Annotated in this window: 8 protein-coding genes; 6 read left to right on the top strand and 2 right to left on the bottom strand. The window is 69.9% G+C overall.

The genetic code is table 11. The annotated features are described in order from the left end of the window. Positions 1–226: 226 nt before the first annotated feature. From AAH979_RS23440 to AAH979_RS23460, 5 genes are read left to right on the top strand one after another with little or no spacing between them, the layout of a single operon-like run. On the top strand, positions 227–1,417 hold the full coding sequence (locus AAH979_RS23440) for an ABC transporter substrate-binding protein (RefSeq protein ID WP_346260266.1): 1,191 nt from the start codon (positions 227–229) through the stop codon (positions 1,415–1,417). After that, positions 1,414–2,187 carry an ABC transporter ATP-binding protein gene (locus AAH979_RS23445; RefSeq protein ID WP_346260267.1) on the top strand — a complete coding sequence of 258 codons (774 nt, stop codon included), beginning with the start codon at positions 1,414–1,416 and terminating at the stop codon, positions 2,185–2,187. The genes AAH979_RS23440 and AAH979_RS23445 overlap by 4 nt, the downstream gene beginning before the upstream one ends. After that, positions 2,184–2,840, top strand: coding sequence for an ABC transporter ATP-binding protein (locus tag AAH979_RS23450; RefSeq protein WP_346260268.1), 657 nt, complete (start codon positions 2,184–2,186; stop codon positions 2,838–2,840). Before AAH979_RS23445 ends, AAH979_RS23450 begins: the two co-directional genes overlap by 4 nt. Beyond that, positions 2,837–3,697, top strand: coding sequence for a branched-chain amino acid ABC transporter permease (locus tag AAH979_RS23455; protein WP_346260269.1), 861 nt, complete (start codon positions 2,837–2,839; stop codon positions 3,695–3,697). Before AAH979_RS23450 ends, AAH979_RS23455 begins: the two co-directional genes overlap by 4 nt. Next, a complete protein-coding gene (locus AAH979_RS23460; RefSeq protein ID WP_346260270.1) occupies positions 3,697–4,665 on the top strand; it encodes a branched-chain amino acid ABC transporter permease in 969 nt (322 codons plus the stop codon). The genes AAH979_RS23455 and AAH979_RS23460 overlap by 1 nt, the downstream gene beginning before the upstream one ends. Before the next feature lie 61 nt (positions 4,666–4,726). On the opposite strand, the gene AAH979_RS23465 is transcribed toward AAH979_RS23460, so the two are convergent. Next, positions 4,727–5,953, bottom strand: coding sequence for a cellulose binding domain-containing protein (locus AAH979_RS23465; protein ID WP_346260271.1), 1,227 nt, complete (start codon positions 5,951–5,953; stop codon positions 4,727–4,729). Positions 5,954–6,317: 364 nt separating this feature from the next. Continuing rightward, positions 6,318–7,961, bottom strand: a complete 1,644-nt coding sequence (locus tag AAH979_RS23470) for a ricin-type beta-trefoil lectin domain protein (protein WP_346260272.1) — start codon at positions 7,959–7,961, stop codon at positions 6,318–6,320. A 992-nt stretch (positions 7,962–8,953) separates the two neighbouring features. Between AAH979_RS23470 and AAH979_RS23475 the strand changes: the two genes are divergently transcribed. Continuing rightward, on the top strand, positions 8,954–11,995 hold the full coding sequence (locus AAH979_RS23475) for a family 43 glycosylhydrolase (RefSeq protein ID WP_346260273.1): 3,042 nt from the start codon (positions 8,954–8,956) through the stop codon (positions 11,993–11,995). Positions 11,996–12,094: the final 99 nt, after the last annotated feature.

Raw genomic sequence — 12,094 nt, forward strand, 5'->3', positions numbered from 1 at the left:
ACAGCCGGTCAGCCTGCTTCGACCGACGCCGGGCGCCCGGCGGGCCGGATCCCCGTGGTGCTCGCCGTCGCCTGCCCCGGCGACGCGGACCGCCGGGTGGAACCGGTCGGCGGAGGCGAGAGGCGCGCCGTCTCGGAACGAGAACGTTAGGCATGAATGTTGACCGGCGTGCGATAGATGTCTAGCGTCTCCGTGACAGGGCTTTCCCTCGCGGTGGGAGGCAATCGTGCGACGAACCGCCGTATCCGCCGTCGCGCTCGTCGTGGCGGTCGCCACGGCCGGCTGCGGCGGCGACTCATCCACCGGAGACGGTGCCGGCCCGATCAGGGTCGGCCAGATCGTCTCCCTGACCGGCAACTACGCACCGCTCGGCACGGAGAACGAGAAGTCCGTGGCGCTCGCGGTCGAGCAGATCAACGCGGCCGGCGGGGTGCTCGGCCGCACGGTGGAGCTGATCGTCCGCGACGACAAGAGCCAGCCCGACCAGTCGGTGCTGGCCTTCAACGACCTGCGCAGCCGCGAGGTCGCCGCCGTGATCGGCTCACCCTTCTCCAACTCCGCGCTGGCCACCATCCCGCTGGTCGACCGGGAGAAGATCCCGTACATCTCGCTCACCCCGGCCGACGAGCAGGTCGACCCGGTGCACCCGTACGTCTTCGTCGTGCCGGCCACCTCGGCGACCTATGCGGATCGGATCCTGCAGTACCTCAAGGCGCAGGACATCACCAGGATCGCCGTCGCGTACGACGGCCGCAGCTCGTACGCCAAGGCTGGCTTCGACGGCACGCGGGAGAAGGCGCCCGGTCACGGCGTCACCCTCACCGCCAGCCCGGAATTCCAGACCACCACCACCGAGTTCTCGGCTGTCTTCAACCAGGTCCGCTCCTCGGGGGCGCAGGCGCTCGTCGTCTGGGCCACCGGCGCTCCCGGCGTGGCGCTGGCCAAGCAGTACGCCACCGCCGGGCTCGACGTGCCGGTGGTCTTCACCGGAGCACAGGCCAGCAAGCTCTGGCTGGACCCGGTCGGCCCGGCCGCCGAGGGCGCGGTGGTGGCCAGCTCGATCGGCGTGGTCGGCGACACCCTCCCCGACGGCGAGCAGAAGCAGGCGATCGACGAGCTGGCCGGTGCGTTCCGCGGCAAGTACGGATACCCGCCACCCCAGTTCGCCCAAGACGGCTACAGCGGGATACGGCTGCTCGTCGCCGCGATCGAGAAGGCCGGCGGCACCGACCGGGAAAAGATTCGGGACGCTCTGGAAGGGCTGACGGTGACGACCCCGAACGGCACCTACACCTACAGTGCCACCGACCACGCCGGCCTCAAGGCCGACTACATTTCCGTCAACACGGTGCGGGGCGGCGCGTTCGTCCCCACCGACTGGGCGCGGGAGCAGCTCGCCGTGGTGGCGGGCAAGTGACCGAGCCGCTGCTGCGGGTCGCCGGTGTGTCGCACGCCTTCGGCGGGGTGTACGCCGTGCGAGAGGTCGACATCGACGTCGCGCGCGGAGAACTGCGGGCCGTCATCGGGCCGAACGGCGCCGGCAAGTCCACCCTGTTCAACCTGGTCGGCGGTCAGCTGGCACTGCGTACCGGCGCGATCGTGCTCGCCGGCACGCGCGTCGACCGGCTTCCGGCCCACCGTCGGGCCCGGCTCGGGATCGGTGTCGTCTTCCAGAGCGCCCGGATCTTCCGCGGCATGACGGCGCTGGAGAACGCGATGGTTGGCGCGCACGCCGTCACCGGAGGCGGCTTTGTCGGCGCCGTGTTCCGACTGCCGGTGCACCGCCGGGAGGAGCGGGAGATCCGCCAGCGCGCCCGGGAGGCGTTGGCCCGGGTCGGCCTCGCCGGCTGGGCCGACCGGCCGGCGGAGTCGCTGCCGCTGGGGCAGCAGCGCGCGCTCCAGGTGGCCCGCGCGCTCTGCGGCCGACCCCGCCTGCTCCTGCTCGACGAGCCCGCGGCCGGCCTGCGCGCGGCCGAGCGGGACGCACTGGCCCGACTCTTCGAGGAGTTGAAGGCGAGCGGCCTGACGATGGTGATCATCGAGCACGACGTCGCCTTCGTGACCCGGCTGGCCGACCGGGTCACCGTACTCGACCTCGGCCGCGTGATCGCCGAGGGCACCCCCGCCGCGATCCGGGCCGATCCGGCGGTCGTCGCCGCGTACCTCGGGACAGGGGCGCCCGCGTGATCGACGTCGTCGACCTCACCGTCCGGTACGGCGTCGCGGTCGCGCTGCACGCGGTCAACCTCACCGTGGCGGACGGGGAGATGGTGGCGCTGATCGGCCCCAACGGCGCGGGAAAGTCCACACTGGTCAACACGCTCTCCGGGATCCAGCGGCCGGCCGGTGGCACGGTGACGATCTCCGGCCGGCTGGCCCATGTGCCGGAGGGACGCCAGGTCTTTCCCGATCTGACCGTCGACGACAACCTCCGGCTCGGCGGCTGGCGCATCCGCAACCGCGACACCGGCCCGATCTACGAGATCCTGCCCGGCCTGACCCCGCTGCGTCGCCGCCGCGCCGGTCAGCTCTCCGGCGGGGAACAGCAGATGGTGGCCGTCGGTCGGGCGCTGATGGCCCGGCCGGACGTGCTGGCGGTCGACGAGCTCTCCCTCGGCCTCGCCCCGCTCGTCGTCGCCGACCTGGTGCGGCACCTGCGGGAGCTGAACGCCGAACACGGTCTCGCCGTGCTCCTCATCGAACAGAACGCCCGACTCGCCCTCGATCTGTGCAGCCGGGGATACGTGCTGGAGGCGGGGCGGGTCGTCGCCGCCGGGACCGCGGCGGAACTGGCCGCCAGCCCCCGGGTGGCCGACGCCTATCTGGGAGTGGCCGGGTGAGGGAGTTCCTCCAGTACCTGATCACCGGCGTCGGCGGCGGATGCGCGTTCGCGCTGGTCGGCAGCGGTCTCGTCGTCGTCCACCGGGTCACCCGGGTGGTCAACTTCGCCCAGGGTTCGTTCGCGGTGATCGCCGCGATGACCGCGTCGACACTGCTGGCCAGCGGGCTTCCGCACGGCCTGGCCGAGGTGTCCGCCGTGGCGGTCGGTGCCGGTGCCGGGCTGCTCGTCGGGCTGGTCGCGATCGGCAGGCCGGGTACGCCGCCCGGCGCGTCACTGATCATCACGCTCGGGCTGGCCGTTTTCGCGTACGCGGTCGAGGTGCTGATCTGGGGTGACCAGCCTCGGTCGTTCGCCGGTGTACCCGGTTCGGTCGAGTTCGGTGGCGTCCGCTTCCAGGCGCATTACCTGCTCATCATCGGCGCGACTGCCGTCGTCTTCGCCGGCACGGCCGCGCTGTTCGCGCGCACCGACATCGGCCGGGCGCTGTCGGCCTGCGCCTCCAACCCGTACGCCGCGAAGGTCATCGGCATCGACGTCGTCCGGATGGGGCTGCTGGCCTTCGGCATCGGCGGTGCGCTCGGCGGGCTCGCAGGAGTGCTCGTCACGCCGATCCAGCTCGTCACCTTCGACTACGACGTCACGCTGATCGTCGGTGGCTTCGCTGCCGCCGTCTTCGGCGGGCTGATGCGGCCGTTGCACACCCTCGTCGGTGGACTGCTGCTGGGCGTGGCCCAGTCCTTCGTCGCTGGTTACGCCAACGCCGCGTACCAGATGGAGGTGGCGCTGGTGCTGCTGCTCGCCGTGATGATGAGGCAGGCCGCGCGGGCGCCGGTGGCCGAGCAGGAGCCGGCCTGATGGCGCGGCGGGCGCCGGCGGTGGCGGTGGCGGCGGGCACGCTCGCCCTGCCGCCGCTGCTGTCCGGCAGCCACCTGACCGTCTACATCCTGCTCGGCCTCGCCGTGATGGTCACCGTCGGGCTGTCGTTGCTGATGGGGTACGCCGGCCAGATCTCCCTCGGACAGGCGTCCTTCTACGCGATCGGCGGCTACACGGCCGGTCTGCTCAGCGTGCACAGCCTGCCACCGGCGCTCGGCCTGCTCGCCGCACCACTGGTCTCCGCCGCGTTCGCGGTCGTCGTGGGGGTACCGCTGCTGCGGCTGCGCGGTCACCACCTCGCCTTCGCCACCCTCGCCATGCAACTGATCCTGCTGTCCCTGGTCGCCCGGGCGGACTGGGCGGGCGGTGCCATCGGACTGCAGGGCATCCCACGGCTGTCGGTCGGCGGCTACGAGTTCGCCGACGACATCTCCTACGCCTACCTGGTCTGGGCCGCCGTCGTGCTCACCCTGCTGGTGGCCCGCAACATCGTCGCCTCCCGCCCCGGCCGTGGCCTGCACGCCCTGGCCAGCAGCGAGACCGCCGCGGCGGCCTGCGGCGTGCCGGTAGGGCGCTACCGGCTCACCGTCTTCGCGCTCTCCGCCGCGTTCGCCGGCCTGGCCGGCGGCATCTACGCCTTCTATCTCGGCTACCTCGCGCCGGGCTCGTTCCCGGTGCTGCTCTCCATCGAGTACGTGGTGATGGCCGTCGTCGGCGGGCTCGGCACCCTGTGGGGCGCCCTCGTCGGCGCCACCGCGATCATCCTGCTCGTCCAGGTACTCAACACGCTCGGCACCCAGCCCGGCATGCCCGGCTACGCGCCGAGCGTGCTGTCCTACGCCGTCTACGCGGTCCTGCTCGTGCTGGTCGTGATGTTCCTGCCGCACGGCATCGTGCCTGCGGTACGCGACCGGTTGACCCGCAGGACGTCGCGCGGCACCGGGTAGCCCGGCGGCCGTCATGCCGCTGCCGGGACCGGCCTCGGTCCGCCCTGCGGGTCGGCCGTGGCTACGGGCTGGCGCAGCTCAGTGACGGGGTCGGCGGTGTCCCGCCGCCGAGGAAGCCGAAGGTGGTGGAGCCGGATGCCGGCAGCGAGCCGTTGTACGGGGCGTTCCGCACCGAGACTGTCGAGCCGCTGACGCTCAGTGTGCCGTTCCAGACCTGGCTGACGGTCTGGCCGCTGCCCAGGATCCACCGGATGGTCCACCCGCTGATCGCCGAGCCGCCCGCCGTCACCGTGATCTCACCCTGGTAGCCGCCCTGCCACGAGTTGGTCGTACGGTAGGTCGCGGCGCATGCGGCGGCGGCCGGCGGGGTGGTGGTCGGCGGGGGAGTCGGGGTGTTCGAGGGTCCGGCGGAAGGGGTGCCGGTCGGCGGTGTGGTCGGGGCGGTCGGTGGCAGGAACGGGCAGGTGCCGCGGTATGTGACCACCCCGGTCGAGTCCAGCAGCGGGCAGAGGAACTGGCTGTACCGGGTGTCGTTGTCGAGGAACAGCTTGACGAACGGCAGCATCGTCCGGATCATCACGGCGTTCGACCGGCCGACCGGGAAAAGATGGTCGGCGCCGGCGATCTCCAGGTACGCGCTCTCCGTGGCGGCCGGCAGACTGCCGTAGAGGCCGTTGAGGTAGGTCGGGGTGACCACGGTGTCGCCCTGCCCGGCGAAGACCATTGTCGGAACCCGGTCGTTGGCCAGGTTGGACGACGGCAGGTACGGCGCGATCCCGACCGCGGCCTTCAGCGACGGGCGCCGGATGGCCGCGTTGAGGGCGCCTCCGCCGCCCATGGAGTGGCCGGAGACCGCGAGCCGGTTGGGGTCGACCTGGTCACGCACCGGACTCTGTTGTGTGAGGTAGTCCAGCGCGGCGAGCAACTGGGTGCCCCTGGCGACGTCGAAGTCGTTGCGGCTGTTGGTCTCGATGCCGATCACGACGAACCCGTGGGACGCGAGCCACGGCCCCATCCAGGCGAGTTCGGCGGAGAACAGCGCGGTGTAGCCCGGCGAGATGGCGATCGCACCGAAGGTCCCCTGGCTGGTGTCCGTGGGGTAGTAGATCGCGCCGCCGGCGAAGCCGTACCCGGCCGGGACGCCGACCGACGCGGTGGCGAAGGGGCCGGTCACCGCCGCGACGCTGGCCCGGGTGGGATCCGGACCCCGCTGGTACGGGTTGTCGGCGGCTGACGCCGAGCCGGCCGTCACCGCCACCGTGGAGACCATCCCGAGGGCTACCGCCACCCCGGCCGTGACGAGCGTGAGCAGTCGGCCTCGTGCCCAGGGTGCCGCCCGGCGGACCTCGCTACCTCCGGAAGGGAACGGTCCAAACGTGTGTCCTCGCACTGTCGATGCCTCCTTGCTGGGTGGGCTGGTGTGGGCATGCCTGGCCCTGGGGCGGCCGGCCCCATCGACGACGAGTGGAGACCCTGTGCTGGCCTCTGGCAGCTCGATCGTCGATGGGGCTGTCCCACGGAGGGTGGCGGAGCCGGTCAGCGGGCGGAACTGGTCCGGGTCAGCAGGTCGGTGAACGTTTGGAGTCGACACCCGTCGGGACGGGTCCGGGAGACCATGCTGATCCTCCGGCGGTGGGCGGGAAGTTGCGACGTCATGCCCGGGTCCACCGTTGGTTGGCGTCGCCGTGGCAGGACCAGACGATCACGGCGGTGCCGTTGGCGGTGCCGGCGTTGTCGGCGTCCAGGCAGAGCGAGGGGAACCGGACGCTGCTGACGGTGCCGTTGCCGTTCTGGACCCACTGCTGGTTGGTGCCGCCGTTGCAGTCCCAGATCTGCACCCGCGTGCCGGCAGCGGCGTCCAGCGGGATGTCCAGGCACTTGCCGAGCAGTTGGAGGGCCCGGCCGGACTGGGTGAACTGCTGGTTGGCCCCACTGTGGCAGTCCCAGATCAGCGTGCCGGTGCCGTTGGCCGTGTTGCCGTTGTCGAGATCCAGGCACCGGCCACTGGCCTCGCCGCGCAGCCGGAAGGTCGTCGGCGGGTTGGTGATACCGCCGCCACTGACCCGGTACACGACGGTGCCGTGTGCGGGCACGCTGGCCGAGATCGTACCGGTGCTGCTCGAGGTGGCGTTGGTCCAGGTGTCACGCAGCGTGAACGAGCTGCCGGTCTTGCCGATCGCCGCCGCGGTCGTGGAGATCGTCGTGGTGGCACCGCCCTGGTTGAACAGCGCCACTGCCACGTCACCGTTGGACAGGCGCTTGGCCAGCACCCGCCGGGTGCCGTCGAAGGACACCTGGACCGCCTGGAGGGCCAGCGAGTCCTGGTTGATCGCGATGAGGTTCTGGTTCTTCATGATGGCCTGGGTGCTCGCGTTCATGCTCCGCACGTCGTTGCCGGCGATCAGCGGGGACGCCATCATCGCCCACAGCGCGAAGTGGCTGTGCATCTCCGTGTCGGTCATGCCGCCCCGGCCGACCTCCATCATGTCCGGGTCGTTGAACGCACCCGGCCCGGCGTAGTGGGCCAGCGGCACGGTGACGTTGACGATGTTCTGGATGCCCATCGGGTACCCGTTGCTCTGGCCGGTGTCCCACGCGTTGGTGATGTCCTCGGTGGTGCGCCACATGTTGGCCACGTCGCCCCAGTTGCGCATGGGCCCGGTCTTGGCGTGGATGCTGTTCGGGTTGATGCTGTACACGATCGGCCGGCCCGTGGCGGCCAGCGCGTCGCGCATGACGGCGAAGGTGCGTACCTGGTCGTCGATGGTGCCGGTGGGTGAGCACCAGTCGTACTTCAGGTAGTCCACGCCCCAGGCGGCGAACTGGCGGGCGTCCTGGGCCTCGTGCCCCTGGGCGCCGGTCGCCCCCGGGTAGCTGCCGAAGTACTGGGCGCAGGTCCGGTCCAGCGGCGCCTGGTAGATGCCGAAGAGCAGACCTCGGGCGTGCAGGTAGTCTCCGAGCGCCTTCATCCCGCTCGGAAACCGGGACGGGTTGGCCTGTAGATTGCCCTGCGCGTCCCGGGTCGAGTTCATCCAGCAGTCGTCGACCACGACGTACTTGTAGCCCAGGTCCCGCATGCCGGAGCTGACGATGGCATCGGCCATCTGCCGGATCAACGTCTCGTTGATGTTGCAGCCGAAGGTGTTCCAGCTGTTCCAACCCATCGGCGGGGTCCGGGCCACTCCGTTGTTCAGGGCCTGTGCCGGTCGCGGCGAGGCGGTGGGCTCGACGACGGCCAGTCCCACCGCCACCAGAGCTGTGGTCAGCACAGCCAACAACCTCGTACCTGCGTTCATTGAGCCTCCAGCGGTCTACAGGGGACGGGCGGCAACGCACGTCCCGGAACAAGGCCGGTCGGACTTCGCAACCGGGCCGGTTCTGGGGTCGGGGAATTGCCGCCCCCGTACCACTCGGGCGAAGTCGCACCCGCGCACCCGGACGACGTGACGCCGGGTAGGTCTATGGGCGAATATCGATGTGAGCGGTAACATACGCTGCCGTGCTAGGAAACGCAAGGTGGAATCTCGGCGCGGCGGATACCGTGTTGAGCGGCCTGACGAGGTCACCGGACCGTCTCCACCGTCTCCTTCCGTCGTGGTTCCCGGGCGAATCACGAATCGTGCTCGATTCGCACAACTCCCGTCGCCGGGTTGACGTCCGCCGGGCGGTGGCTGTCGCCGAAACGGCTCCGCCCGGCCCGGCCATCGTCCGTGGGGTAGCCATCGCCAGACCTACGCGGAGGCCCCTCGGCGACGCACGACCTGGACCGTGTGTGGCCGGCTCCCATAACAAGAAGTTGCTGTGATGTTTTTCTTCCCGCACTTCGTCGTGACCATCGGGAAAGTGTTATGAACCGGGCTCGTCGAAAGTCCGGGCTCCGGAGCGGATTCTGTATTGATCAGGTTTCGCGTACGCACACCCGCGTACCTCTTGAAGGCGATGAAACAATCTGGCAATCTTCCCTACGCCGATGTGAGCGCTGCTCCCCCTTCCCGTCTATGGGCTTGGGACCTAGGGGGCTATATATGTTAACGCTAACATCTCTGGTGGGTAGGCGGCGGTTGTGAGGGAGGACCGATGAAGTGTCCGTCGTCGGCCACGCCGGTAGCGCGGGTGAAGCGACTGGTGGTTGCCTCGGTGTCGCCACGGAGCTTCGAGGTCGCTGTCTGGGCGGGCCACGACCGGTCGTCCCAGGGGGTGTTCGGTGATCGTTAGGAGTGGGATGCGGATCCCTGCGTCTGTGGCACGGGTGGTGGCGTCGGGGTCCGGCGGGTCGTCGCCGGCCGGCGTGGCAAGGGTGGACGTGCGCGGCCGGAGCCAGGTCGAGGCGCGGCCACGGCGACTGCCCGGGTCGGTCGTCGGCACCGGATTCCTGAAACTCGCCGGCGTACTCCACCGGGCGGGAGCGAGGGTGCTGCCCGAGGGTTCGGGCCGGCGCGGTCCCTCGCTCGCCCTGGTGGGCGTGTTGCTGTGCGCCGGCCTCCTCTCCGTCGGAGGCCATGCGAACGCCGGTGTCGCCTGGTCGCCGGAGCCGGGGTACACGTCGACCGACATCGGCGACGGCAGGTATTCGGTTCCGCTGCTTCGCTCCGACGTTCCGGACATCAGTGTGGAGCGCGTCCCGGCGGCCGAGAACGACGAGGGTCGGGACATCTACTACATGATCAGTACGACGATGCACCTGAGTCCGGGTGCGCCGATCATGAAGTCCTACGATCTCGTGAACTGGTCGATCGTCAACTACGTGTTCGATCGGGCGAGCATCGGAGATTCCTTCTCGCTGCGCAACGGCCAGAACTCGTACGGCCAGGGCCAGTGGGCGTCGTCACTGCGCTATCGCAACGGCGTGTTCTACGTGGCCTTCAACACCAACAACCTCGGCGGCGCGTACACCTACCGCACGGATGACATCGAGGATGGCGCGTGGCAGCGCACCGCTCTGGGGCGCGGTCTCCATGACCCGTCGCTCTTCTTCGACATCGACGGCACGCCGTACGTCTTCTACGGTTCCGGCGGCACCAGCGCGGTGCGTCTCAACACCGACCTGACCGCCATCGCGCAGGACTATCCGAACATCTTCACGGCCAACGACTACGCGGGCCAGCCGTTCATCGGTGGCCTGTTCGAAGGAGCGCAGTTCTACCACATCGACGGCTACTACTACGCGGTCATCATCACCTGGCCGCCGGGGCAGGGACGTCAGGTGGTCATGTTTCGCTCGCCACACCTGCTCGGCCGCTACACGTCGCCGGGTGGTGTGAACAGCTACGAGGCGCGTGGAGTGCTCAACTCGAACGGGTTCGCGCAGGGCAGCCTCGTGCCGATCTCGCGCGAGGGTGGCGGAACCGACTGGTACGGCATGTTCTTCCGCGACACGTTCCCGGTCGGACGTATCCCGGCGCTCATTCCCGCCAGGTGGCAGGACGGGTGGCCGACCTTCGGCAACAACGGGGTCGTGCCCGTTGACGGCCTGTTCGACAAGCCGATCGACCTGCGCCCGGCAGAGGACCTCGTCGAGCGTCAGCGGAGCATCGTCGCCTCGGACGACTTCTCCAACGACGCGCCGCACAAGGCGTACATGGACGAGGAGTGGACGATCCCGGAGCCGCCGGACATCGACGAGTCGCTCATCGGTGTCGAGTTGCTGGAGAACGCCGGTTTCGAATCCGGGGCAGTCGGCCCGTGGGCCGCGCAGTTCGGCGCGACGCTCGGCTTGGACGAGACCGACCCGGCCGCCGGATCGGCGGCGTTGCGGGTGAGCGACCGCACGGTCAACGGCTCCGGCCCGAACCAGTTCGTGAACGGGAAGCTGCAGCGCGGCGTGACCTACACCGTGTCGGCGAAGGTCAAGTACGCGTCAGGGCCGAGTAGTGTGCGGTTCAACCTCGCCGCGGACTGGGGCTCCGGCGTGCAGGTGATGGCGTCCGGAAGTGTGCCGGTGGGGCAGTGGACGACGGTGTCGGGCCAGTACACCGTCCCGACGACGGCGAACCTCGACAACGTCAAGTTCGCCGTGGAGACTCCGTGGGCGAACCCGCAACCGCCGTCGTCGAGTGTCGAATACCTGATCGACGATGTCTCGATCATCGGACAGCCGGTGACGGCCGAGCAGCCGGCCGAGGAGGAAATCGTCTCCAACGGGTCGCGGCTGGACATGGCGTGGCAGTGGAACCACGCGCCCGACAACCGGTACTGGTCGCTCACCGACCGGGACGGCTGGCTGCGGCTGACCACCGGCAAGGTGGTCACCGGCCGGTACGTGTACACAAAGCTGTCCAACCGGTCCGAGCTGGCCTGGTTCGAGGAAGCCAGGAACACCCTGTCGCAGCGTACCTTCGGGCCGCGGCAGTCGGTCGAGACCAAGATGGACATTTCTGGTATGAAGAACGGCGACGTTGCGGGCCTGGCCGCCTACAACCGTGGATTCTCGTACGTCGCGGTCAAGCGCGTCGGCGACGCGAACACGCTTGGCGTGGTCAACCGGGGGCAGCCCTTCGCGGTGGACCTCGACCAGGCGACGCTCGAGAACTTCCTACCGGGCACGACGGTGCCGCTGGGAGACGCGACCGAGGTGTACGTGAAGGCGGATCTCGACTTCGCGTCGCCAGCGGGGCAGCTCTGGACGACGTTCTACTACAGCCTCGACGGACTGACGTGGCGCCAGCTGGGCGGCCGCGTCGGCCCCCAGACGCTGGATGGGAGCCTCGCGCACTTCATGGGACACCGGGTCGGCCTGTTCAACTACGCGACGCTGGCGACGGGCGGGCGGGTCGACTTCGACTACTACCTGCTCAGCGACACGCTGACCGCGCAGGGCCAAGCGCTGGACAGGAACGACCTCGACGCGGCTGTCGCGCACGCGGAGGCGCTCCGCGAGGCCGACTACCCAGCGGACGCCTGGGCCGCGATGCAGACCGCCCTCGCCGCCGCGTTGACGGCGCGCGCCGGTGAGTTCGGCACCCAGAACCAGATCGACGCGCCGGAGCGGGCACTCAGCTATCAGCTGGCCCGGCTCGGCATGCTCCGGGCCGCTCCCGGGTTGCCTGTCACGGTGACCGTGCAGGCGAGGTGTCTCGCCGGTAGGGCGTACGTCGCCGTGCAGGCGCGCAACGACCACGACAGGCCGGTGGACATCGTGCTGGAGACCGGGTACGGCATGCGGTCGTTCGTCGATGTCGTGCCGGGTGCGAGCGCCTACCAGGCGTTCGGTACCCGGGCGACCTCGGTCACGGCCGGGTCGGCGACCGTCCGGGTCACCGGGAGCGTCGACGGCGAGGACGTGACGACCGTTCGGACCGGAGAACATCCCGGCGTCCACTGCGCCGGATAGCCGGCCGCGACGGCGGACGGTTGCGGCCGGCTCCGGTCACCGCCGCGCCTCGACCCTGCCCCACGCCGGTCGGGGTGACCCGATCCCCGTCCGGGCCAC

It is taken from the genome of Plantactinospora sp. ZYX-F-223 (assembly GCF_039649625.1).
In the GTDB taxonomy this organism is placed as follows: domain Bacteria; phylum Actinomycetota; class Actinomycetes; order Mycobacteriales; family Micromonosporaceae; genus Plantactinospora.